Source organism: Dactylosporangium sp. NPDC050688 (assembly GCF_040654515.1).
Taxonomy (GTDB): Bacteria; Actinomycetota; Actinomycetes; order Mycobacteriales; family Micromonosporaceae; genus Dactylosporangium.
The window spans coordinates 44,270-67,411 of record NZ_JBFAIC010000025.1 but is presented as its reverse complement, the minus strand read 5'-3'; the positions used below and the strand labels follow the sequence as shown (position 1 = coordinate 67,411).

The window sequence follows — 23,142 nt, the reverse complement described above, 5'->3', positions numbered from 1 at the left end:
CAGCCGACCCGGAAAAACGACGGCCCGAAGGCGCAGGCGGAGCGACGGCCCGAAGGCACAGACGCAGCCGACCCGGAAAAACGACGGCCCGAAGGCGCAGGCGCAACCGGCCCGGGTGCGACGGACCGCAGGCGCAGCTGGCCCGGGAAGCGACGGTTCCGAAGGCCAGGCGGGCCACGGCGCGAAGGCGCGGGCGGAGCGGCGGCCCGAAGGCGCGGGCCCGGCCGGCCCGGCACAGCAGCGGCGGCACAGTAGCGGCTCAGGACAGGGAAAGCAGCAGCTCAGGACAGCAGCGACCGGGTCGCGTCCCAGCCGTCGAGGCCCATGTCCAGGCGCCGCAGGTCGTCAGGACCGCGCAGGCGGTGCCAGCCCGGCGCGGCGGAGACCATCGTCGGCTCAGGGGCGGGGCGGCGGGCAGTCACCACGTCGCCGGTCTCCGGGTCGAGGTCGGGCAGCCAGGCGGGGACCGGCAGGCGGGTCGCCACGCCCAGCAGGCCGCCGCCGATGGCGGGGGCGACCGCGACCGTCCGGGTGGACAGCGGGCGGATCAGCTTGCCGATGAGCATGGCGGGCAGGTCGGGGGCGTCGGCCATGAGCACGACGGCGCGAGTGTGGCCGTCGGCCTCCGCGGCGGCGAGGGCGGCGCGGATCGACAGGGACGGCAGCGCATACTGCGGCATGCTCGGCCACGCGATCTTCGAGGCGAGCGGCAGGTCGGCGGGGACCGCGGCGATGGCCGGCTGGATCAGTGGCAGCGGGGCGACCAGGTCGACGACGTCCTCGGCGAGGGCGGCCCGCCACGAGGACGGGTCGACGCCGGGAGGCGACCAGGGCGTGGGCACGAGCAGCACGATGACCGCCGCTGAGACGGTCATTCAGTGATCCCGAGACCGGCTGCCGCTGACACCCCCTCAAGATACCCCCGCGCCCGCTCCGACTTCGGGTAGCGGCCGACGAGGGCCCAGAAGGCGGCGCTGTGGTTGGCGATGACCAGGTGTGACAGCTCGTGCAACAGCACGTAGTCGATCACCCAGTCCGGCATCTCCTGAACGCGGTGCGAGATCCGGATGGTACCGTCTGCCGGCGTGCACGAGCCCCAGCGCCCGTTCTGGTTCTGCACCCAGCGCACGCTGGTGGGACGGGCGGCGGCTGGGTGATCGGGCAGATAGCGGGCGGCGAGGCGCTGCGCGCGGGCCGTCAGCTCGCTGTCAGTGCGTCGGGCCCGCTGCTCGCGGACGGCCAGGCGCTCCAGCATTCGATCGACCCACTCACGCTCCTCCGCCCGGGAGAACTGCGCGGGGATCAGCACGACGACCCGCTCACCATCACGGTAGGCAGACACCGTGCGACGGCGGCGCTTACTGCGCCGCACCTCGATGACCGGCTTGCGTGTCATGCCGGCCCCCTCAGGGTACCGCTCACGGAGGAACGCTAGCCGGAAACGGCCATCCCTCCGCAAGGGCCAATCTCGCGGAGGGCGCCCGTAAGTCACCCATTCGTGGCGGCTCGCCGGAAAGATTCCATCGGTTGTCGGCCTGCTAGGGCCACTCGGAGGCATTTCATCCACAGCAACCCACACCGTTGCCCACACAGTTATCCCCAGGCTGTGCATAGTGTGTAGCGTGCGGTTAGAGGAAGATCTTCCGATTACGCTCGGCGTGTCCCGTCTTACCGCACTTTCCCCGAGTGTCCGACAAGGCACACTCACCACGTCGACCTAGCTGGTCAGCACCGGTGCGTGCACCGGACCGAGATGAGGAGGGCATCGTGGCCGAGACTTACAACGGCTACTGCGTCAAGTGCAAGGAGAAGCGGGACTTCGAGGGCGAGATCGCGATCTCGAAGACTGGCATGAAGATGGCCAAGGGCCCCTGCCCGGTCTGCGGCACCACCGTCAACCGGATCCTCGGCAAGGCCTGAACCCAGGTCGCCCGCGGCCCGGGGACACTCAGGACAGCGGAAGCAGTCCGAAGGCCCCGGCTGACAAGCAGCCCGAAGCTCCAGACACGCAGCCTGCCGAGGCAGGCTGTGACGCAGGCACGGCCGCCGTCACTGGGCCGTACAGCACCGGCTCCTCGCCGCCCCCCGCCCGGCGCGTGAGCCCCGAGATCGTCGCGCTAGAGCAGCAAGGTTGGCCCGCGCGGTATGAAGCGTTTGCGCCTTTCGCTGTGGACAACTCGGCGGCTGGCTGTGGACAAGTCCGGCCGGCGGTGGATATCCCTGTGGACAACCACCCCGGCCGGAGTTCGCGCCGGTGGCAGTCTCGCCGGTCATGACGTCACCCCCGCCGCGCTCCGGCGGCGCCCTGACCGAACAAACCGCTCTCACCGAACAAACCGTCCTGGCCGAGCAAACCGTCCTGGCCGAGCAAGCCGCCACGGCCGAGCAAGCCGCCCTGACCAAAGCCCTGGCCGAACGAGCTGCGCCGTTGATGACCGGCTCCTCGCTCCGCTGCGGGCCGGTCACGCGACCGACGCTCCTGCCGAACCTGCGCCGCCTGTGGCGGGACGCGTCCACCGTCCAGCTCGGCACCGACCCCGCCGGCGCCGTCGTGCTGCAGCTGCGGCGACCGGAGCTGGCCAGGGTGCTCGACCTGCTCGACGGCGCGCACACCGAGCCGGCCGTCCTCGCCGCCGGTGAGGCGCTCGGGCTGGCCCCGGCCGAGGTGCACGGCCTCGTGCAGACCCTGCGTGACGTGGGCCTCGTCGTCGGCGCGCACGCGCTGGTCCCGGCGGGCCTGCCCGAGCGGGTGCACCGCCGGTTGAGCGTCGAGGCCGCCGCGATCGCGCTGCGGCTGCGGACCGGGCCGCCCGGTCCGGACAGGATGCCCGCCGATGTGCTGCGGCGCCGGTACACCTCGCGCGTCGTCGTCGCCGGGGACGGACCGCTGCTCGCGCCCCTCGCGGCACTGCTCGCCGCGAGCGGGGTCGGTCACGTCGACCCGGTCGTCGACGGGGTCACCGGCGCCGGGGACGTCCTGGTCGGTGGTCTGCGGGTGGACGACGTGGGAGTTTCACGGGCGGTGGCCACGGGCGACGCGGTGACCAGGTACGCGCCCGGCACCGAGCTGTCGGCGGCCAGGATGGACCACGTCGACCTCGTGGTGCGGGTCGGTGACCGGCACCCTCCGGCGCTGGCCAGGCGAGGGCTGCGCCTGGCGGGCCTGCCCCGGCTGGAGCTGACGGTGCGGCTGGGGACGGTGCTCGTCGGTCCGCTGGTACGCCCCGCCGGCTCGCCCTGCAGGGCCTGCCTGGAGCTGCACCGGCGCGACCGGGACCCGATCTGGCCGGTGCTGGCCGCGCAGCTGGCCACGGCGCCGCCCGGGGACGGGGAGCCGTGCGCGTCGGCGACCGCCCTGGCTGGGGTCGCGTTCGCCGCCGACGAGGTGCTCGCGTTCCTCGACGGGACGGCGCCGCGGACGGAGGCGGCGATCGTCGAGATCCCCCGTGCCGGTGAGCTGAGGCGGCGGGAATGGGCGGCGCATCCCCGCTGTGACTGCCGTCGCCGTCGTCGCGCCGCCGGAACCGGGTAAGAATGACGTGTGACCGAGATCCCGAGGGGCGCCGTCGCCCGCACCGCACGACTGGCGTCGCTCCCTCTCGGGCTGGCCGGGCGGGCCGCGCTCGGCCTGGGCAAGCGCGTGACGGGCATGGCCGCCGACGTCGTGTCCGCCGACGTCCAGCGCCGCACCGCCGAGCACCTCTTCAGCGTGCTCGGGCAGCTCAAGGGCGGTGCGATGAAGATGGGGCAGGCGCTGTCGGTCTTCGAGGCGGCGCTGCCGGAGGACCTCGCCGGGCCCTACCGGGCGGCGCTGACGAAGCTGCAGGAGGCCGCGCCGCCGCTGCCGGCCGCGAGCGTGCACAGCGTGCTGCGCGAGTCGCTGGGCGAGAGCTGGCGGGACCTGTTCAAGGAGTTCGACGACAAGCCGGCCGCCGCGGCCAGCATCGGCCAGGTCCACCGGGCGGTCTGGGCCGACGGGCGGGACGTGGCGGTGAAGGTGCAGTATCCGGGCGCCGGTGAGGCGCTGCGATCGGACCTCAACCAGCTGGCCCGCTTCGCCGGGCTGTTCAAGGCGCTCCAGCCGGGCCTGGACGTGAAGCCGCTGGTGCAGGAGATCCGTGACCGGGTCACCGAGGAGCTGGACTACGAGCTGGAGGCGAGCTCGCAGCGGGCGTTCGCGGCGGCGTTCGACGGCGACCCGGACATCTGCGTGCCGCAGGTGCTGGCGTCCTCGCCGAGAGTGCTGGTCACGGAGTGGCTCGAGGGTGTGCCGCTGTCGACGATCATCGCGTCGGGCACCGTGGAGGAGCGTGACGCGGCCGGCACCCGGATGGCGTTGCTGCACTTCTCCGCGCCGGCCCGGGCCGAGCTGCTGCACGCCGACCCGCACCCGGGCAACTTCCGGATGCTGCCCGACGGGCGGCTGGGGGTGCTCGACTTCGGTGCCGTCGCCCGCCTGCCCGGCGGGCATCCCGAGGCGATCGGGCGGCTGACCAGGCTGGCCCTGGCCGGTGACGCCGAGGCGGTCCTGGCGGGGCTGCAGGACGAGGGGTTCGTCAAGCGCGACGCGAAGATCGACGCGGCGGCGGTGCTGGGGTACATCAGGCCGATGCTGGACCCGATCGCGGAGCCGAAGTTCCGGTTCAGCCGCGCGTGGCTGCGCGCCGAGGCAGGGCGGCTCGCCAACCCGAAGAGCCCGGCGTATGCGATGAGCCGCCAGCTCAACCTGCCACCGTCCTACATGCTCACCCACCGGGTGACCCTGGGCTCGATCGGCGTGCTGTGCCAGTTGGAGGCGGAGGCGCCGTACCGGGAGATCATCGAGCAGTGGCTGCCCGGCTTCGCGGAGCCGAAGGACCTGGCGAAGAAGCCGCGCCGGCGGAAGGCGGAATAGCCGAGGGGCGGGCCTCCCGATCGGGGAGACCCGCCCGTTTCCGTGCGGTCGGTATCAGTGTCGGCTCAGCTGACGCTCCTGCTCACGGCGGGCGCGCATCGCGATCTGACGGGCGGACGAAGAAGCCTCAGAGTGACGGACAGCCTGAGGCTGACGCATTCGCGCTCGTGATAGTGCTTCGTGGAGAAGTTGCAAAGACACGGCCATGCTCCTCGTGGAAATGGTGCGAACGTCGGTGAGTTGAAGCCGGGTCGGCTGCGCGGCGCGCAGTCCTCGGCTGGCTGGCAGCGGATGTGCGCTCATGTCAGGCCGCCACGCTTGCCGCGACGGCGGCGGTGCGAGCAGCGACCTCGACCCGCAGGACGGCGTCGCGAGCGACGTCCTCCTTGCGCGGACGGCCCCGCGGACGCTTCCGCGGAACCACCGCACCGCGCTCGAAGATCTCGCCACCCCAGACACCCCAGGGCTCGGCGCGCTCGATCGCACCGGCAAGGCACTCGACGCGCAGCGGGCACTCCGCGCAGAGCGACTTGGCCAGCTCGAGCTCGGCCGGCGAGTCAGCGAACCACAGGTCCGGGTCGAAGGTGCGGCACGGCAGGTCGGACTTCACGCCTCGTGCAGCGACAAGGAGGCGCTCGTCGGCACCCTCAACGCGCACATCGCGCGATGCCAAGGCCAGGCTCATCCCGGTCACCCCTTTCTGTCTCTCGATCGTTTGGTGGTGATCGTCGGTGCAAATAACTGAGGCCGCGGATCCCGGTGTCGGGTTCCGCGGCCTCGAGGTGAGCCGGTAAGTCGGTCTGTTAGACCGGCCTGCCTCGAGGTGGTGTGCCGCGGACTCCGCCGTTGGGCTTCGGAGCCGTCAGGTCGTGCTTGTCGTTCGCGGTGAGCCCACTGGTCCCCTGAACCTGGACTTCCCGCCGGTCGAGCAGCGCCGGGTCAACGGCGGGGACCTGCTCGACGATGCGGACGCGCTCGATGGTGCTGACGTGCCAGTCGGTGCCACCGACGCGGTCGGCCTCCATGTCAACCAGCAGGTCAACCAGCAGGTCAACATGGAACGCACCGGCCATGGAGCCACCGGTCGCCGTGCCGCCCTGGACTTCGACGCCGCCCGGAACCTCGACGCCGCCCAGGGCCGCGACGCCACCCGTGACCGCGAAGGACGCGATCGGGGCAGCAGCCGGAGCGGAGGCAACGGTCGGGATCAGGGAGGCCGCCGACGCCGGAGCGGCGGACAGTCTGCGGGCCGGGGACGGCGCGGCAGCGGCACCCGCGAAGGCGCCGTTGCCGGCAGACTCCTGCCACAGAACCGAGACGGACGACGACGGGACACGGCGCGCCGACACCGGCGACGTGGCGCAGAGGGTGCGCAACGCCGGCTGCAGCTCGGCTGAGATATAGAGCTTCACGGGTCGCACCTTCTCTCCACACTCGTCATGGGGCGGCCGCCGGGGCTCCGGCGTTCGTGCTGGCAGGCTATGCCGCCTCTTCAGGGTAGGGCAATCGAATTTCCGGGAAAAGTTCTTGTCACATTTCCGCGCATCGAAGTCAGTCGCTGCGCACCAGCTCCTCGACGGTCGTGCCGGACACCAGCGCGAGCACGTCGTCGCCGTAGAGGCCGAGCTTGCGGGGGCCGATCCCGGCGATCACGGCGAGCTCCTCACGGCGGCCGGGGCGCCGTTCGGCGATCGCCGCGAGCGTGACATCCGTGAATACGACGAACGCCGGCACCTTCTGCACGGCGGCGAGCCGGGCCCGCCAGTCGACCAGCCTGGCCAGCAGCTCCTCGTCGCGGTCGGCCGGGCAGCCGGCGCACCGGCCCAGCTTGCGCTCTGCCCCGCTGAGCAGCCCGGCGCCGCAGACCCGGCAGGAGACGGCGACGGTGCGCCGCACCCTGGCCGCCACCTCCGACTTGCCGAGGCCCCTCCCGGAACCGCTGCCGGAGTGCCGGCCGGAGCCCTGCTGCGCGACCCGCCCTGGCTCCAGCATCGGCAGGAACCGGCTGGCCCGCCGGGGGCGCCCGCCCGGCGCGCGGGAGCCGGCGTAGGACAGCCACAGCGTGTGCCTCGCCCGGGTGACACCGACATAGAGCAGCCGCCGCTCCTCCTCGACCGCGTCGGGGGTGCGGGCGTGGATGACGGGCATCGTGCCCTCGGCGAGGCCGACCAGGAACACCGCGTCCCACTCCAGGCCCTTGGCGGAGTGCAGCGACGACAGGGTGACCCCGGCGACCGTCGGCACGTGCTGCAGGGCGGCGCGGCGGGCCAGCTCCTCGTTGAACGCCTCCAGGGTCAGCGACGGCATGCTCTCGGCGAGCGCGACGAGCGCCGCCACCGCCTCCCACCGCTCGCGGGCGGCGCCACCGGCGGGGGTCTCGCCGGGCCGCCAGCCGACGCCCTCCAGGGCCTGCACGACCGACTCGGTCAGCGGCGCGCCGGCGTCCAGCGACCGGGTCGCGGCCCGCAGCGTGATCATCGCCCGGCGCACCTCGACCCGCTCGAAGAACCGCTCGGCGCCGTGCACCACATACGGCACGCCGGCCTCGGCGAGCGCCTCCTGGTACACCTCGGACTGCGCGTTGACCCGGAACAGCACGGCGATCTCCTCCGCCGGCGTGCCGGCCGCGATGAGCTCGCCGCAGCGGGCGGCGACGGCGGCGGCCTCCTGCGCCTCGTCGGGGAACGAGCGCATGACCGGCTCGGGGCCGGTCGCGCGCTGGCCGATCAGCTCGAGCCGCAGCCGGGCCAGCTCGCCGCGGGCCTGCCCGATGACGGTGTTGGCGAGGCCGACGACCTGCGGGGTGGAGCGGTAGTCGCGGACCAGCCGCACGACGGTCGCGGCGGGGTGGCGCCGCTTGAAGTCGACGAGATACGACGCGCTGGCGCCGGTGAACGAGTAGATCGTCTGGCTGGCGTCGCCGACGACGGTCAGGTCGTCGCGGTCGCCGAGCCAGGAGTCCAGCAGCCGCTGCTGCATCGGGTTGACGTCCTGATACTCGTCGACGACGAAGTGCCGATACTGCGAGCGGATCTGCGCGGCGACGTCCTCGTGCTCCTCCATGGCCCAGATCGCGGCCCGGATCATGTCCTCGAAGTCGATCACGCCCTGGGCGCGCTTGACCCGCTCATAGGCGGCGTAGACCTCGCCGACCTTCGCCGCGTCGAACGGCGGCTCGCGCAGCGCCTTGGCCGCGGCGACGGCATAGTCGGCGGGCTCGATGAGCGAGGACTTGGCCCACTCGATCTCGCCGGCGAGGTCGCGCGCGCCGGTGCCGTCGATCTTGACGCCCACCCTGCTGGCGGCGAGGCCGACCAGGCGGGCCTTGCTGTCCAGCAGCTCGGGCATCTCCCGGCCGGAGAAGAGCCTGGGGGCGAAGTAGCGGACCTGGCGCAGCGCCGCGGCGTGGAACGTGCGAGCCTGCACCCCGGCGGCGCCGAGCTGGTCGATGCGGGCCCGCATCTCGGCGGCGGCGCGGGCGGTGAACGTGACGGCGAGGACGTGCTGGGCCCGGACGTGACCGGCCCGGACCCGGTGGGCGATGCGGTGCGTAATCGCCCTGGTCTTGCCGGTGCCCGCGCCCGCCAGGACGCACAGCGGCCCGGCCGGTGCGGTGACCACGGCAGCCTGCTCCGGGTCAAGACCGGCGAGTGGGTTTGAGGAGTCCGCCACAGGTAGGCATCATTCCAGCCGGGTATGACGTTTCCGTCGGAGTACCTGCTGAGAACCGACGGAGGAGACCACCCGATGCTGACGATGTACTCGACCACGTGGTGCGGTTACTGCCACCGCCTGAAGTCGCAGATGGACCGCGAGGGCATCCAGTACCAGGTCGTCGACATCGAACGGGATCCCGCCGCGGCGAAGTTCGTCGAGAGTGTCAACGGCGGCAACCAGACCGTCCCGACCTTGAAGTTCGACGACGGCACGGCCCTGACGAACCCGACGATCGTCCAGGTGAAGGCACAGCTGGCCAACGCGGTCAGTAGCTGACCCTTCACACGGCGCCGCCGGCGCCACTACGGTGACCGGCATGCGGGTTGCGCGCGACTTTGCCGTCGGCGGCGCCCCGGGAGCACTGGCCCACCACGCGCCCGAGCGGCCGAGGGTGGCCGACCCGGGACGCCGCCGGCGCATCGCCGACTATCTGTCCGCCGGCACCGCGATCGGCCACGGGCACGGCGTGCTGCGCACCGACGGGCTGTGGCTGTGGCCGGAGCGGTTCGTCGGGGAGGTCCTCGACCTGGGACTCGCCCCCGAACCGGACTTCCTGGGGCACATGCGGCACTGCGGCTTCCGTGCCGCGGCGCCCGAGCCGGACACCCGGCTCACCGAGGACGCGCTGCGGGCCTGGCGGGCCGGGCCGCCGCCCGGGCCGCGGCTGCTGGTCACGTACTTCGTGCGCGTCGACGGCGACTCGACCCCGCAGGCGCCGCTGTCGCTGCTGCGCCGGTCGGTCGACCCGGCCGGCGGGGTGGCCGAGGAGGCGCTCTGGCGCGACCTGGAGTGGCACCCGACGCAGGCCTTCGGCGTACACAAGATCGACCATGATCTCCACGAGGTGACCCCGGCGCACGCCGCCGGGGTCCTCGACCGCTGGTGTGGACGATGGCACCGCGAGGCCGTCAACCGGGCCGCCGCGAACTGACCAGGCACGGGGCCCGTCAGCCGAGCCACTCCGTGATCAGGTAGTGCGCGATCGACGCGGGGAACGGCAGGCCGAAGTCCTGCGCCTCACCCCGCAGCACCGCGGCGATCTCCGTCCGGGAGAACCAGCGCCCCTCGAGGATCTCCTCCGGGTCGACCACGACCGGCGCGCCGACCGGCGCCGTGGCGTGGAAGCCGAGCATCAGCGAGCCCGGGAACGGCCACGGCTGGCTCGCCACGTACGTGACCTCGCCGACGACGACGCCGACCTCCTCCAGCACCTCCCGGGCGACCGCCATCTCCGCGGACTCCCCCGGCTCGACGAACCCGGCGAGCGTCGAGTAGCGCCGGATCCCGCCCGACTGCGGCCACTGCGCGTTGCAACCAAGCAGGCAGCGCCCGTCCGGGCCGTCGACGCCGTCGTGCACCAGCATGATCACGGCCGGGTCGGTGCGCGGCCAGAGCGTCTCCGCGCCGTCCTCGGTGGTGCGGACCCACCCGCCCTGCGCCGGGACCGTCAGTTTGCCGCTGAGGGGGCTGTACGGGTGCCGCGAGTGCCAGTTGGCCAGCGCGACGGCGGTGATGAACAGCCCAGCGGGCAGGTCCGGCAGCGAGTGGCCGACCTGGCGCAGCGTGACCCGCCGCGTGCCGGGCAGCGGTGTCACGTCCGCGGCGACCGCGAAGTACACGGTGCCGTCGACGTCCTCGCCGAGGAAGAACCGCTCCCCCCGCGGCGCGTCGTCCGGCGCGAAGTACACCAGCTCGGGCGGATCGTCGACGCGCACCAGCAGGTGTCCGTCGTCGACGACCACCACCCGGGCGCGGGTCCAGGCCTCCTCCAGCCAGGCGGCGTCGGTGCGGTGGTGCGCCGCCCGGTCCAGCGCGCCCCGCGCGAGCGGGGGCCCCGGCCGGGCGGCTGCCACGTCCGTCATGACGCCGCTCGGGTGACCGCCGTCAGCGCCGCGAGTGGCTGCTCGATCTGCTCCGCGTCGCCGAGGACGACGGCCGCGACCCGCGACGGCGCCAGGTACTGCGCGGCCGCGGCGGCCACGTCGTCGCGGCTGACCTTCGCCAGCCGGGCGGCGTGCTCGGCGAGGTAGTCCAGGCGCAGCCCGAACCCGGCGTACGTGGACACCAGGCCGGCCAGCCCCGCCTGGGTGGACATGCCCAGCTGCAGGGTGCCCAGCGCGTACTGGCGGGCCTGCTCCAGCTCCTCCTGCTCCGGCGGGAGGCTGGCCAGCCGGCCGAGCTCGTACAGCGTCTCCAGCAGCGCCGGGCCGGTCACGGCGGTGGCCACCTCGGCCGCGACGACCAGCGCCGAACCGGCGACGGCGTGCTCGACCAGGGAGTGCGGCCCGTACGTGTAGCCCTTGTCCTCGCGGATGTTCTCCACCCAGCGGGAGGAGAAGTAGCCGCCGAAGACCAGGTTGGCCAGCTGCAGCGCGGCGTGGTCGGGGTGCCTGCGCGACACCGCGGGCAGCGCCAGGCGCAGCGAGGACTGCACGGAGCCGGGCCGGTCGACGAGCGTCAGCGGCCCCGGCTTCAGCTCCGGCGTCGGCGGCAGCTCCACCGTCGAGCCGGCGCCGTCCCACTTGGACAGCATCTGCTCGGCGGCGGCGATCGCCTTCTCCGGCGCGATGTCGCCGACGATGACGAGGGTCGCGCCCGCCGGGTGCAGCCGCTCGGCGTGCAGGGTGCGCAGCGTGCCGGGGGCGACCGCCTCCACCTGCTCCGGCGCCGGGGTCTGCACGGCGTACGGGTGCTTGCCGTACATCCGCTTGAGCAGCGCCACCCGTGCCAGGTGGCTCGGCTGGCTCTGCGCGACCCGGATCCGGTCGACCAGGCGGGCCCGCTCGGTGCTGACCTCGTCGGCCGGGTAGTTGGCGTCGGTGAGCACCTCGGCCAGCAGGTCCAGCAGCCGCTCCAGGCCACCGACGAGGGCGTTGCCGGAAATCAGCAGCCGGTCGGGGTCGGCGCCGGCGGACAGCCCGCCGCCGACCTTCTGCAGCTCGGCGGCGATGTCGACGGTCGACATGGCGGTGGTGCCGGACAGCACCGTCTGCGTCAGCAGCGCGGCCCTGGCCAGGTGCGCCTTCGCGAACGGTACCCGCAGCCGGATCTCGACCAGCGGCACCGACGAGCGGCGCAGCGCGATCACGGTCAGCCCGTTGTCGAGGGTCCGCTCGACGGTCTTGGGCAGCTTGAGCGGGCGGTTCGGCCCGAGCACCGGCACGGTGCGCGGCAGGGTTTCGGCAGTCACTTGGCTCCTCCGGCAATGACCTCGACCGCGGCGCGGCGCGACGGGACCAGCTCGGCCGCCGCGGCGACGACCTGCTCCTCGGTGACTCCGCTGATCAGCGTGTGGAGCTGGTTGAGCAGCTCGGGCTCGCCGCGCTGCTGCTCCAGCACCGCCATCTGCAGGGCCCGGCCGAGCACGGCGTCGGTGTCGCGCAGCAGGTGGGTGGCCATACGGGCCTGGGTGCGGCTGAGCTCGTCGGCGGCGAGGCCGTCGGTGGCGACGCGCTGGCACTCCTCCTCGACGCTGCGCAGGACCTTGTCGATGTCACCGCCCGGGGGCAGGTGCGCCTGCAGCACGAGGGCGGTGGGGTCGCGCACCGCGAACGGCTCGCCCATGAACCCGACGTAACCGCCGACGCTGGTCACCGTCCGGTCGCGCAGCACGAGCCGCTCGACCAGCCGGGACGCGTCGCCGTCGGTGAGGACCTCGGCGAGCACCACGTAGGGCAGGTAGCCCTCGAGGTCGGTGATCGGGTCCGGGATCCGCCACGCCGCGGCGACCGCCGGCAGCGGCGCCAGCCGGTCCTCGTACGACGAGCGGCGCTCCGCGGTCAGGTCGGGCTCGGCGAAGTCGGGGCGCACCGGCGCCGGCCGGGCCGGCACGTCGCCGAAGTGCCGCTCGATCAGCGCGGTCGCGGTCGCCACGTCGAAGTCGCCGGACACCGCGAGGACCGCGTTGCCACAGGCGTAGTACCGGTCGAAGAAGTCGGCGGCGTCGGCGACGGTCGCGGACTCCAGGTCGTCGAAGGAGCCGTAGCCGTCGTGGGCGTTGGCGAACGTGTCGAACATGACCGGTGGCAGCCGCAGCCACGGGAAGCCCCCGTAGGGCCGGTTGAGCACGTTGACCCGGATCTCCTCCTTGACCACGTCGACCTGGTTGCGCAGGTTCTCCTCGGTCAGGCGGGGTGAGCGCATCCGGTCGGCCTCGAGGAACAGCGCCCGCTCCAACGCGTTGGACGGCAGCGTCTCGAAGTAGTCGGTGTAGTCGAAGTGGGTCGAGCCGTTGAACGTGCCGCCGGAGCCCTGCACGTAACGGAAGTGGGCGAGCTTCTCCAGGCTCTCCGACCCCTGGAACATCAGGTGCTCGAAGAGGTGGGCGAAGCCGGTGCGGCCCTGCGGCTCGGAGCGGATGCCGACGTCGTACACGACCGCGACGCCGACGACGGGTGCGGCCCGGTCGGGTGTCAGCACCACCCGCAAGCCGTTGGGAAGGGTGAGGCGCTCGACGGGATACTTGGACGCGGGGATCCGCACAGCGGGACTACGACGAGGCACCCACCGAATCTATCCCGTCGCGCGCCGTTCGCCCGAGGCGACCGCCGACTCGGAGCGCCGCAGGCGGCGTTCGGCCCTCAGGGCGTACCAGAGCAGCACCCCGATGAACGCGACCAGCGGCAGGCTGAGCAGCCACCCCAGCGGCCCCCGCGACCTGGCCACGACGGGACCGGCGACTGGCGCGTCCGCCGACGCCGGCGCCGCGGCGGACGGCGACGGGACAGCCGAGGGCGTCGGCGGGTGAGCCAGCGGGATCACCCTGGTCAGCGCCGGCACCAGGTCGACCCGGCCGACGCCGAACTGCGGGTCGGGCCCCGGCGCCCCCGCATCGACGGCGGTGACCGAGAGCCGGTGGACGATCTCGTCGGCGGGCAGCTTCGGGTACGCCGCCCGCACCAGCGCCACGACCGCGGCGAGCTCTCCGGCGGAGGCGCTGCCGGCGTCGATGCGGTAGCCGCCGCCGGTGTTCGTGGTCATGATCTCCTCGCCGGGCACGCCGAAGCCGAGCCGGCGGCCGCTGTCGGAGGTGACGAGCACGTCGCCGGCGCGCGACAGCGGGACCGCCGCGAGGACCCCGTCGTACGCCGCCGGGTACGGCTCGAACGCCTCACCGGCGCGGTTGCCGTCGGACGCGACGATGATCGCGTCGGCCGCCTGCGCCTCCCGCACCGCTTGGGCGAGCCGCTCGCTGCCGCCCACCGAGTAGCCGACGACGATGACCTTCGCGCCGCGGACCGTCGCCAGCTCGATGCCCTCGGCCAGCTGGTCGGGGGTGACGGTGCGGGTGCCGGTCGGGTCGGGCGTGGCCGGGCTGCCCAGCACCACCGGCAGGATGTCCGCGCCCGGCGCGATGCCGAGCACTCCGTGCTGCCGGTTGGCGCCGTGCCCCTGCCCGGCGATCAGCCCGGCGAGCGCGGTGCCGTGCCCGTCGGGATCACCGGGCGGCGTGGCGACGCCGTTGGTGTAGATCGCCGGCAGGACGCTCGCGGTCAGGTCGATGTGGTTGCGATCCACGCCGTTGTCGACGATCGCGACCGTGATCCCCTCGCCGCGGGTCTTCTCGTTGGCCTCGCTCACCCGCAGGTACTGCAGGTGCCACTGATCGTCACGGATACCGTCGGCGAACGCCGGGCTGACCGGGCCCGCGGGAACGAGCACCAGCACGACGCCGAGAACCAGTGCGGCCTTTTTCATCGCGCTAGCGTGACGGATCGACGCAACCCGCGCCAGTCGCTGTTTCTGGCTTCGGGCAGTTTCTGGCTTCAGGCGGCTGGCGCCGCGGCCGGCCGGGGGGTTCCCACCCCGGAGCCCCCCATGCTCGCTGGCGCTCGCACTGCCTGCGCTGGCGCGCGGCAGCCCCACGCGCGTGCGCGGCATCCCGGTGGTCACCGTCCGACCGCCCGCTCCGCCGCCGTGATCGAAGTCGCGCCACGGTCATCCGGATGACCACGGGACGACTTGGATCACGCCCCGGGGTACGCAGAGCGTGGCGCCGGTGGCCTGATCACCGCTTCAGATAACCCGACGCCGATCACGCCGAGCCAGCCAGCCAGCCAGCCGGCGGCCCGGTTCGGCCCGGCAGGACGGCGGCTCCGGGCTTGCCCGCGCGGCACCTCAATGATCACCGTCCGGCCAGCATGCCGTCACAGATCGAAGTCGCGCCACGGTCATCCGGGTGACCACGGGACGGCTTGGATCACGCCCGAGGGGGGACGCGAATCGGCGCGGGGCACGGATCTGCGGAGCCGCAGGCGTGGGCCGGCGGGCGGGTCCGGGCCGGAAAGATCACAGGGGGCGGACGGACTCGGGGGCCTCGTCGGCGACGTAGTCGAACTGGCGGTGGGTGTCGGGGATCGACACGTACAGGATGGCGGCCTCAGGCTTGCCGAGGTCGATGAGGGCGATCGACACCAGTTCGCTCTTCGCCTTCAGGCCCGGCTGCGAGAAGTGCAGGCGGAACTTGATCAGGCGGGCGGGGCGGCCGCCGAGGGTGAGGTCCTTGGCGGAGATCGGCTCCAGCTCGTTGCTCTTCGGGTAGAAGCTGACCCGCACGTCCGCGGCGATCTGGTCGCCGGCGCACTTGAGGTCGAGGACCGAGCCGTCGTTGACGGTGGCCGGGACGTGACCGGAGAGGATCGTCGCGTGGTAGTCGCTGCCGCCGGCGTAGTCGGGCTCGGTGACGAAGTGCTGGCCGGTCCGGTAGGTGACCTTCAGCTCGCCCTGGTCGACCCAGGACGCGTCCCAGGGGCGCCAGGGGTCGCCGTACTCCTTGTAGGAGATCCCGGCCTCCTCGTCGCTGGTCCGCGGGCCGGGCGGCACCGGCGCGCCGCCGGGCGGCACCTCGGGCGGGATGGTCGGCGGCGGGCAGCGGCGGGCCAGCTCGGGGCGGGTGTCGCTGGGGCCCTTGGCCCGGTTGTCGAACAGGCCGCCGGGCGTCGTGGCGTTGCCGGTCATCACCGAGACGAGAATGACGACCAGGCCGATCAGGACCACGGCGACGGCGCTGCCGCTGAGCACCTTCAGGATCCGCTTGTTGCGTTTGACCGGATCGTCGTCATCGTCGCCGCCACCGCCGCCACCGGACGGCCACGAGGGGGGCGGCACGATCGGCGGCACGCCGATGCCCGAGACCCGGCCCGAGCGGTAACCGGACGCGGCGCGCGGCGGCTCGGCCGTGCGCTGAATCGTCGGCGCCGGCCCGACGGGCGCCAGCACGACCTGCGTGTCCGGCTGAGCCCACGGTGATTGCTGCTCGGTCATCTCAACCGTAAGTGTCGCAGCCGGACGCCAGTCTGCCAAAACCCGCTACGGCTGCGGCTGCACCGGCGTGCGGACGTCGGTGACCTGCGGATATCTCGGGGAGTCGGCAGCGGCGACCGGGCCGATGACGATCAGGGCCGCGGTCAGCACCCCGGCGGTCGCGACCCCGACCACCAGTGCGACCTCGCGCGTCGGCGATGTCTGCATCCTGCGCACTTCCCCTCGCATGCCCGTCCGCATGCCCTTTGGACAGCTTCGAGGACGGCGAGGTTCCGTGGACAGCGAGGTGTCGGAAGCTTGACGCGACCTTGCTGTCGATCAGACCGGCAGCGTGGCGATGAGGGCGAGCAGCCCTTCCTTGTCGAGCAGGTCGGCGGGGCGGACCGTGACGCCGTCGCGGACGTAGAAGAACGCGGCGCCGACCAGGTCCAGCGGCACCCCTCTGAGCTCCGCCCACGCCAGCCGGTAGGCGGCGAGCTGCACCGCGGCGGCCGCGGCGTCGGCGCCGGACGGCTGGGCGCCGGTCTTCCAGTCGACCACGTCGTAGCGCCCGTCGGGGTACGCGTAGACGGCGTCCATCCGCCCGCGCACCACCACCCCGGCGATCACGGACGCGAACGGCACCTCGACGTCCAGCGGCACCCGGTCGGCCCACTCCCCCGCCAGGAACCGCTCCTGCAGGTCGGCCAGGGCCTCGTCGGGCGCGGCGCCCTCGTCGGCGGCGCCGGGCAGCTCGTCGAGGTCGATCAGCCGCTCGGCCTTGAACCGCTGCTCCAGCCAGTGGTGGAACGCGGTCCCGCGGCGGGCGTACGGGTCGGGGCGCGACGGCAATGGCCGGCGCAGCGAGCGGGCCAGCCGCTGCGGGTCCCGGCGCAACGCCACCAGCTGCGACACCGACAGGTGCCCGGGCAGCGCCACGTCGACGGGGGCGTTGAGCTGCGGGGTGAGGCGGGCCCGCTCGGCGAGGAGCAGGTCGGCCTCCGCCGCCCACCGCCGGCCGGAGCCGTCGCGGAGCACCTCCTCGGGCCACTCGACGCGCGCCGGCGCAGCCGTGTCGTCCCGCTGCGGCGCCGGTACGGCCACCGCGACGCCATCCGGAGCCGCCGGTACGGCAGCGACGGCACCCGCAGGAGCCGGCACGACCTCGTCGGCGGCCTCCCGGAGCGCCGGCGCGAGTTCGTCGGCGGCCTGCCGGGGCGCCGGCACGAGTTCGTCGGCGGCCTGCCGGGGCGCCGGCACGAGTTCGTCGGCGGCCTGCCGGGGCGCCGGCACGAGTTCGTCGAGGTCGGCCGAGGGCGGCGGCGGGGCGGCGAGGGCGGCGGCCGCCTCGCGGACCATCGCCGCGGCGGCCTCCAGCAGCGGGCGGCGGGCGCCGAGCGGGTCGGCGGGCCAGCTCGCACTGGGCACCGTGTCGGCCGTCGGGTTCTGCGCGTCCGGCGGGGGCGGGGCGGCCCACGCGTCGACCATGCCGGCGCCGGACCGGCAGCGGTCGCGGATCTCCTCCAGGAAGACCGACGGGCCGCGGGCGCGCTTCACCCCGTCGCCCCACCAGTACCCGCTGGCCAGCAGGAGCCGGCGGGGGCGGGTGACCGCGACGTACGCCAGCCGCCGCTCCTCGCGCACGTCGTGCTCGCGCCAGTCGGTGGTGAACGCCTCCAGCCGCCGCACGACGCCCTTCACGTCCTCCGCGGCGGACAGGTCCAGCGCGGGCAGCCCGTCGCGGTCGCCGCGCAGCGGGAACGGCAGGACGCCCAGGCCCCGCAGCCAGTGGTCGCCGGCGTTGCTGGCGCCGGGGAACACGTCGACGCAGAGGCCGGCGACCGACACCATGTCCCACTCCAGGCCCTTCGCGGCGTGCGCGGTCAGGATCTGCACCGCGCCCGAGACCACCTCGACCTCGCCCGGGGCGAGGCCGCGCTCCTCGTTCTCGGCGGCGGCGAGGAACGCCAGGAACGCGCCGAGGGTCGCGCCCTCGGACTCACCGGCGAAGCGCGCGGCGATGTTGCTGAACGCGTCGAGATGCCCGCGGGCCAGGCCGGCGTCGCCGGGGCGGGCGGCGACCTCGACGTCGAGGCCGGTGGCCCGCTCGATGTCGGCGACCAGGTCCGGCAGCGGCTGGTCGAGGCGCCACCGCAGGCGGCGCAGCTCCGCGCCGAGCGCGGCGAAGCGGGCGTACCCGGCCGGCGAGTACGCCTCCGGGTCACCGAGGTCGTCGAGGGCCTCGACCAGCACGGCCTCGTCGAGCCGGTCGGCGAGCGCCGGCTCGTCGTCGGCCGGGCCGGCGCGGCGGGCAGCGGCGAGAGCGCGGGCCCGGCGGTACAGGGCGACCAGGTCCCGCGGGCCGATCCGCCAGCGCGGGCCGGTCAGGATGCGCAGCAGCGCCGCGCCCTCGGCGGGGTCGGCGAGGACCCGCAGGACGCTGACGACGTCACGGACCTCGGGCGTGTCCAGCAGGCCGCCGAGGCCGACGACCTCGACCGGCAGGCCGCGGGAGCGCAGCGCGTTCTCCAGGGCGGGGATCTGGGCGCGGGTGCGCACCAGCACCGCGGTCGTCGGCCGGTCGTCGACCGGGATGTCCATCGGGAACGTCTCCGGCGCCGCCTTCGCCGCGAGCCGCCACGACGCGACGACCCGGTCGGCGATCCAGGCGGCCTCGTCGGCGTAGGTGTCCAGCAGCGCACAGTGGACGGTCGCGGTGGAGGCGGGCTCGGCGAGCACGTCGGCGGGGGCGAGCTCGGCGACGCGGGCGCCGTGCGCGCGCAGCGGGGCGGAGATCGCGTTGGCGACGTCGAGGATCTCGGGGCGGTTGCGCCAGCTGGTGGTGAGGCTCAGCTCGGTCGCCGGCTCCCCGGCCGCCGTCGGGAACTCGGCCGGGAACCGCTCCAGCGTGCCCGCGGAGGCGCCGCGCCAGCCATAGATGGACTGGCAGGGGTCGCCGACCGCGGTCACCGGATGGCCGCCGCCGAACAGGGAGCGCAGCAGCACCACCTGCGCGTGGCTGGTGTCCTGGTACTCGTCGAGCAGCACCACCCGGAAGCGGTCCCGCTCGACCGCGCCGACCTCCGGATGGGCGAGCGCGACCCGGGCCGCCCGGGACAGCTGGTCGCCGAAGTCCATGGCCTCCAGCAGGTGCTTCTTCTCCTGGTACTGCCGGATCAGCGGCAGCAGCTGCAACCGGGCCTGCTGCCGGGACAGCAGGTCGCGCACCGGCTTGGCCATCTTGCCGGTCTTGGCGCTCACCTCGGCGAAGAACCGGCCGGTCCACGCGGCGACGTCCTCGGGCGCGCGCAGGTGCTCGGCGAGGTCCCCGGCGAGGTGCAGGACCGCGTCGACGACCGTCGACGGCGCCGAGGACACGGCGGTCATGTCCCCGTCGTAGCCGCGCACCACGGCGTCCGCGAGCTGCCAGCAGGCGGCCTCCGTGAGCAGCCGGGTGGAGGGCTCGAAGCCGGCTCGTACACCGTGCTCGCGAACCACCCGGGCGGCGTAGGAGTGGTAGGTGGCCACGGTCGGCTCGCCCGCGATCAGGTCGTCGCGGCCGAGCCGGCGCACCAGCTGGCCGAGCCGCTGCCGGATGCGGTGGGACAGCTCGCCGGCGGCCTTGCGGGTGAACGTGAGGCCGAGGATCTGCTCGGGGCGGGCGTGGCCGTTGGCGACGAGCCAGACGACCCGGGCGGCCATCGTCTCGGTCTTGCCGGAGCCGGCCCCGGCCACGACGAGCAGCGGCGCGACGGGCGCGGCGACGACCGCCGCCTGCTGCGGGGTCGGCGCCGCCTGCCGCAGCAGCCTGGCCAGCTCGACGGGGGTGTATGCCACGGCGCGCCCCCCGTCGCGTTGGGGGACGCTCACGCCGTCGCCTTCGCTGCGCTCCGGGACGCTCATGTGACGTGCCGGCCCTTGCCCGACACGGGGCAGGAGGTCTTGACCGGGCAGACCCGGCACTTGTTGTTGACGACGGCGTCGAAGGTGGCGGCGGCCATCGTCTTGGCGGTCTTCTTCACCAGCGCCTGCGCCCAGTTGGGGTCGCCGGACTCGCCCAGCGGCGGCTGGACCTGCTCGCGGGCGGCGCCGGTCTCGCCGCCGAGTTGCACCAGCGAGGCGCCGCCGGGGACGGTCGACTCCTCGAACGCGCCGAGCTCGATCGCCGCCTGGTACGCCGCGAGCTGCGGGTGCTCGGCCAGGTTGGCGTTGGCGGGGATCGACTTGCCGGTCTTGAGGTCCACGACCACGAGCCGGCCGTGCTCGTCGAGCTCGAGCCGGTCGACGCGGCCCTTGATCTCGACCGGCGCGTCGGGGTCGGCGAGCTCCACGAGGAAGTCCTGCTCGATCGCGACGAGCCGGCGCGGGTTGCCGGCGAGCCAGCCGATGAGCTTGTCCAGCATGGTCTCGGCGCGGTCGCGCTCGCGGCCGGCGAGCCACCGCGCGGACAGTTCGATCGCGTCGAAGCGGTCGGCGACGTAGGCGACGAGCTGCGCCCGGTCGGCGGTGGCGTCGGAGGCGAGCATCGCGGCGGCGTGCACGAGGTTGCCGATCGACTGCTCCGGCGACGGGGTCAGCTGCCCGCCGTGCCGCTCCAGCAGCCAGCGCAGGCTGCACCGGTCGACGCTCTCCACTGTGGACGGGGTCACCGTCACCGGCTCGCCGGGGTCGACGAGGGGCCGGTCGTCCGACAGCGGCTGCAGCCCCCACCAGCTGTCCGGGTCGGCGCCCGGGACTCCTTCGGCGGCGAGCCGGGCGAGGACCGCGGCGGCCGCGGCGCGGCGGTCCTCAGTGGCGTCGGGGTCGACGAGGGCGACCCGCAGCTCGGCGACGAGCGTCGGCAGGGTCAGCGCGCGCGGCGGCTCGAACATGACGGCGCCGTCGGGCTCCCCGCCGGCGTCTGGGTCGGCGTTGGTGAGCTCGGTGATGAACCGGCTCGGCTGCTCCTCGCCGTCGCCGGACGCGACGGCGGTGACGAGGACCTGCTCGCGGGCGCGGGTGACGGCGACGTAGAAGAGGCGGCGCTCCTCGTCCAGCAGCGCCGACAGCCGGCCGATCGTCTCCATGGTGCGGCCGGCGAGGACCTCGACGAGCAGCTCGGAGCCCAGCACGCTGCCGCGCAGCCGCAGGTCGGGCCAGACGCCCTCCTGCACGCCGGCGACCGCGACGACGTCCCACTCGAGGCCCTTCGCGGCGTGCGCGGTGAGGATGCGCACCGCCTCGCCGCGGTCGGCGGACGGGGCGAGGGAGTCCGCGGGCAGGTCCTGGCCCTCGACGTGGTCGAGAAAGACGGCGGTGCCGGCGCCGGGGAGCCGGTCGGTGAAGCGGGCCGCCGCGTCGAACAGCGACACGACCGCGTCGAGGTCACGGTCGGCGGCGGCGCCGCGGTGCCCGCCGCGGGCGCTCAGTGCCGCCCACCGCTCGGCGAGGCCGCTGCCCTGCCAGGCGGTCCACAGCACCTCCTCGGCGGTGGCGCCGGGCCGGGCCGCGGCGGCGCGGACGTCCTGCAGCAGCTGCCCGACGGCACGGGCCGGCGCCGCCCAGCGCCGCTCCACCCCGGCCAGCTCGCCGGGGTTGCGCAGGGCGTGCAGCAGCAGCACGCCGGACGGGCGCCGGTCCCCGCCGGCGAGGGCGAGGGCCCGCAGCCCCTGCCGGAGGCGCCGCTCGGCGAGGGGGTCGGCGCCGCCGAGCGGCGAGTGCAGCAGCGCGATCGCGGCGTCCTCGTCGAGCCGGCCGTCGTCGAGCGCGCAGCGCAGGAGCAGCAGCAGCGGCGCGATCGCCGGCTGCAGGTGCAGCGGCAGGTCCTCGGCCTCGGTGACGGTCGGCACGCCCGCCGCGTGCAGCGCCCGCTGCAGCGGCGCCAGCTGGCGGGCGGTCGAGCGCACCACGACCGCCATCCGCGACCACGGCACACCGCGCAGCAGATGCGCCTCGCGCAGCCGGTGGGCGAGGAACGCCGCCTCGGTCGTCTCGGAGCCGAACGTCGCGGTCTCCACGCTGCCGCCGGGGCGCTGCGCCTCCAGCCGCCGGTGGCGGGCGGGGCCGCGCAGCCGCGACGCGACCCGGCGGGTCGGCGCGAGCAGCCCGTCGCCGAGCCGGCGCGAGTGCGGCAGGAGGACCTGGGGCGCGGGCCGGCCGCCGGCGGTGCGGAACCGGTCGGGGAAGTCGCCGACGATGCCGGGGTCGGCGCCGCGGAACGCGAACGTGGAGGAGTCGGGGTCGGCGAACGCAACGAGGTGCGCGCCGGCCCCGGCGACGAGGTCGAGCAGCTCGATCTGGGCGGGGTCGGTGTCGGCCAGCTCGTCGAGGTAGACGCACTCGATCCGGCGCCGCTCCGCGGCGAGGGCGTCGGGCTCGTCGACCAGCAGCCCGGCCGCGGCCCGCACCAGTTCGGCGTAGTCGTAGGCGACCGCGCCCCGGCCGGTGGCGTCGCGCAGGGCGAGGACCTGCAGGTACTCCTCGAAGAACCGGGCCGCGGCGGCCCAGTCGGGGCGCTGGTGCACGGCCGACAGCCGGGCCAGCCCCTGCGGGCCGATGCCCCGCTCGACCGCGCGCAGCAGCAGGTCACGCAACTCCGTGGCGAACGCGCGGGTGCCGAGGGCGCCGCGCAGGGACTCCGGCCACGGCGCCTGCGAGCCCTCCAGCAGCTCACGGATGACGAGGTCCTGCTCGGGGCCGGTGAGCAGCCGCGGCGACAACTCGCCGCGCTCGACGGCGGCGCGGCGCAGCAGGCCGAACGCATAGCCGTGGAAGGTGCGCACCATCGGCTCGGCGGTGGTGCGCAGCCCGGCGGCGCGCCCCAGCCGGGCCTCGATGCGGTCGCGCAGCCGCACCGCGCCGCGCCGGCCGAACGTCAGGACCAGGATCCGCTCGGGGTCGACCCCCTCGGCGACCCGGGCGGCGACGGCCTCGACGAGGCTGGTCGTCTTGCCGGTGCCGGGCCCGCCGATGACGAGCAGCGGGCCGGAGCGGTGCTCGACGACGAGCCGCTGCCACGGGTCCGCGTCGATCGGGACCGCCGCCGGACCAGGCCGCCGGACCAGGCGGTAGGTCCCGCGCCTGGCCGACTGGGGGGAAGCGGTCGCGGTCACGCCGCTATGCAATCACGCCCGTCCGACAGTTCCGCCGCGAGCACCCGCGACCCGCGGCGGCGGGTCGCGGACCGGCGGCGACGGCCGGGGCGGACGTGCCCTGCAGGCGGTCGTACGGTCGTCCACCCGACATTTCCGATCGTTCATTCCGGTCGATCCTTCTGTGCTTTGGAGATGACCGGGTCGAACATCCGCAAC

The 23,142-nt window shown here is 74.2% G+C and carries 18 protein-coding genes; 5 read left to right on the top strand and 13 right to left on the bottom strand.

Going from position 1 to position 23,142, the window contains the following annotated elements; translation table 11 throughout:
- Window positions 1-281 precede the first annotated feature (281 nt).
- Both AB0H83_RS23905 and AB0H83_RS23900 read right to left on the bottom strand, forming a co-directional pair.
- Complete coding sequence (locus AB0H83_RS23905) at window positions 282-875, bottom strand: hypothetical protein (RefSeq protein WP_360097897.1); 594 nt, start codon at window positions 873-875, stop codon at window positions 282-284.
- The gene (locus tag AB0H83_RS23900) at window positions 872-1,396 is read right to left on the bottom strand and encodes a M48 family metallopeptidase (RefSeq protein ID WP_360097894.1); all 525 of its coding nucleotides are present in this window, start codon (window positions 1,394-1,396) and stop codon (window positions 872-874) included. The genes AB0H83_RS23905 and AB0H83_RS23900 overlap by 4 nt, the downstream gene beginning before the upstream one ends.
- A 371-nt stretch (window positions 1,397-1,767) precedes the next feature.
- On the opposite strand from AB0H83_RS23900, the gene AB0H83_RS23895 reads away from it, so the two are divergent.
- The 3 genes from AB0H83_RS23895 (at window position 1,768) to AB0H83_RS23885 (ending at window position 4,894) form a co-directional block, all read left to right on the top strand.
- Window positions 1,768-1,920, top strand: a complete 153-nt coding sequence (locus AB0H83_RS23895) for a DUF5679 domain-containing protein (RefSeq protein WP_360097891.1) — start codon at window positions 1,768-1,770, stop codon at window positions 1,918-1,920.
- Window positions 1,921-2,272: 352 nt separating this feature from the next.
- Window positions 2,273-3,532: a hypothetical protein gene (locus AB0H83_RS23890; RefSeq protein ID WP_360097888.1), complete on the top strand. Its 1,260-nt coding sequence runs from the start codon at window positions 2,273-2,275 to the stop codon at window positions 3,530-3,532.
- Between the two features lie 9 nt (window positions 3,533-3,541).
- On the top strand, window positions 3,542-4,894 hold the full coding sequence (locus AB0H83_RS23885) for an AarF/ABC1/UbiB kinase family protein (protein ID WP_360097885.1): 1,353 nt from the start codon (window positions 3,542-3,544) through the stop codon (window positions 4,892-4,894).
- Window positions 4,895-5,198: 304 nt separating this feature from the next.
- On the opposite strand, the gene AB0H83_RS23880 is transcribed toward AB0H83_RS23885, so the two are convergent.
- From AB0H83_RS23880 to AB0H83_RS23870, 3 genes are all read right to left on the bottom strand, one after another.
- Window positions 5,199-5,579, bottom strand: coding sequence for a WhiB family transcriptional regulator (locus tag AB0H83_RS23880; RefSeq protein ID WP_360097882.1), 381 nt, complete (start codon window positions 5,577-5,579; stop codon window positions 5,199-5,201).
- Between the two features lie 118 nt (window positions 5,580-5,697).
- Window positions 5,698-6,306, bottom strand: coding sequence for a hypothetical protein (locus tag AB0H83_RS23875; protein ID WP_360097879.1), 609 nt, complete (start codon window positions 6,304-6,306; stop codon window positions 5,698-5,700).
- Between the two features lie 139 nt (window positions 6,307-6,445).
- Window positions 6,446-8,566 (bottom strand): ATP-dependent DNA helicase UvrD2, encoded by a 2,121-nt coding sequence (locus AB0H83_RS23870; RefSeq protein ID WP_360097876.1) that lies wholly within the window; start codon window positions 8,564-8,566, stop codon window positions 6,446-6,448.
- A gap of 75 nt (window positions 8,567-8,641) precedes the next feature.
- On the opposite strand from AB0H83_RS23870, the gene AB0H83_RS23865 reads away from it, so the two are divergent.
- Together AB0H83_RS23865 and AB0H83_RS23860 are read left to right on the top strand one after the other, a co-directional pair.
- The gene (locus tag AB0H83_RS23865) at window positions 8,642-8,887 is read left to right on the top strand and encodes a mycoredoxin (RefSeq protein WP_033358418.1); all 246 of its coding nucleotides are present in this window, start codon (window positions 8,642-8,644) and stop codon (window positions 8,885-8,887) included.
- 40 nt (window positions 8,888-8,927) lie between these two features.
- Window positions 8,928-9,542 (top strand): hypothetical protein, encoded by a 615-nt coding sequence (locus AB0H83_RS23860; RefSeq protein ID WP_360097872.1) that lies wholly within the window; start codon window positions 8,928-8,930, stop codon window positions 9,540-9,542.
- Window positions 9,543-9,558: 16 nt separating this feature from the next.
- Here AB0H83_RS23860 and nudC read toward each other — a convergent pair whose 3' ends face one another.
- The 8 genes from nudC to AB0H83_RS23820 form a co-directional block, all read right to left on the bottom strand.
- A complete protein-coding gene (nudC, locus tag AB0H83_RS23855) occupies window positions 9,559-10,473 on the bottom strand; it encodes an NAD(+) diphosphatase (RefSeq protein ID WP_360097869.1) in 915 nt (304 codons plus the stop codon).
- Entirely contained in the window at window positions 10,470-11,801 is a 1,332-nt protein-coding gene (locus tag AB0H83_RS23850) for a pitrilysin family protein (protein ID WP_360097866.1), read from the bottom strand. Before AB0H83_RS23850 ends, nudC begins: the two co-directional genes overlap by 4 nt.
- Window positions 11,798-13,093, bottom strand: a complete 1,296-nt coding sequence (locus AB0H83_RS23845) for a pitrilysin family protein (protein ID WP_360097863.1) — start codon at window positions 13,091-13,093, stop codon at window positions 11,798-11,800. Before AB0H83_RS23845 ends, AB0H83_RS23850 begins: the two co-directional genes overlap by 4 nt.
- A gap of 30 nt (window positions 13,094-13,123) precedes the next feature.
- On the bottom strand, window positions 13,124-14,308 hold the full coding sequence (locus tag AB0H83_RS23840) for a S8 family serine peptidase (protein ID WP_360097860.1): 1,185 nt from the start codon (window positions 14,306-14,308) through the stop codon (window positions 13,124-13,126).
- 591 nt (window positions 14,309-14,899) lie between these two features.
- Window positions 14,900-15,874, bottom strand: a complete 975-nt coding sequence (locus AB0H83_RS23835; RefSeq protein ID WP_360097857.1) for a hypothetical protein — start codon at window positions 15,872-15,874, stop codon at window positions 14,900-14,902.
- 45 nt (window positions 15,875-15,919) lie between these two features.
- Window positions 15,920-16,081, bottom strand: coding sequence for a hypothetical protein (locus tag AB0H83_RS23830; RefSeq protein WP_360097854.1), 162 nt, complete (start codon window positions 16,079-16,081; stop codon window positions 15,920-15,922).
- A 111-nt stretch (window positions 16,082-16,192) separates the two neighbouring features.
- Window positions 16,193-19,723, bottom strand: a complete 3,531-nt coding sequence (locus tag AB0H83_RS23825; RefSeq protein ID WP_360097851.1) for a UvrD-helicase domain-containing protein — start codon at window positions 19,721-19,723, stop codon at window positions 16,193-16,195.
- Window positions 19,724-19,752: 29 nt separating this feature from the next.
- A complete protein-coding gene (locus AB0H83_RS23820) occupies window positions 19,753-22,896 on the bottom strand; it encodes an ATP-dependent DNA helicase (RefSeq protein WP_360098042.1) in 3,144 nt (1,047 codons plus the stop codon).
- Between the last annotated feature and the right edge of the window lie 246 nt (window positions 22,897-23,142).

Coding starts and splice junctions, on each gene's coding strand:
- AB0H83_RS23905 (WP_360097897.1), bottom strand. CDS start 875: ATGACCGTCTCAGCGGCGGTCATCGTGCTGCTCGTGCCCACGCCCTGG.
- AB0H83_RS23900 (WP_360097894.1), bottom strand. CDS start 1,396: ATGACACGCAAGCCGGTCATCGAGGTGCGGCGCAGTAAGCGCCGCCGT.
- AB0H83_RS23890 (WP_360097888.1), top strand. CDS start 2,273: ATGACGTCACCCCCGCCGCGCTCCGGCGGCGCCCTGACCGAACAAACC.
- AB0H83_RS23880 (WP_360097882.1), bottom strand. CDS start 5,579: ATGAGCCTGGCCTTGGCATCGCGCGATGTGCGCGTTGAGGGTGCCGAC.
- AB0H83_RS23865 (WP_033358418.1), top strand. CDS start 8,642: ATGCTGACGATGTACTCGACCACGTGGTGCGGTTACTGCCACCGCCTG.
- AB0H83_RS23860 (WP_360097872.1), top strand. CDS start 8,928: ATGCGGGTTGCGCGCGACTTTGCCGTCGGCGGCGCCCCGGGAGCACTG.
- nudC (WP_360097869.1), bottom strand. CDS start 10,473: ATGACGGACGTGGCAGCCGCCCGGCCGGGGCCCCCGCTCGCGCGGGGC.
- AB0H83_RS23840 (WP_360097860.1), bottom strand. CDS start 14,308: ATGAAAAAGGCCGCACTGGTTCTCGGCGTCGTGCTGGTGCTCGTTCCC.
- AB0H83_RS23835 (WP_360097857.1), bottom strand. CDS start 15,874: ATGACCGAGCAGCAATCACCGTGGGCTCAGCCGGACACGCAGGTCGTG.
- AB0H83_RS23830 (WP_360097854.1), bottom strand. CDS start 16,081: ATGCAGACATCGCCGACGCGCGAGGTCGCACTGGTGGTCGGGGTCGCG.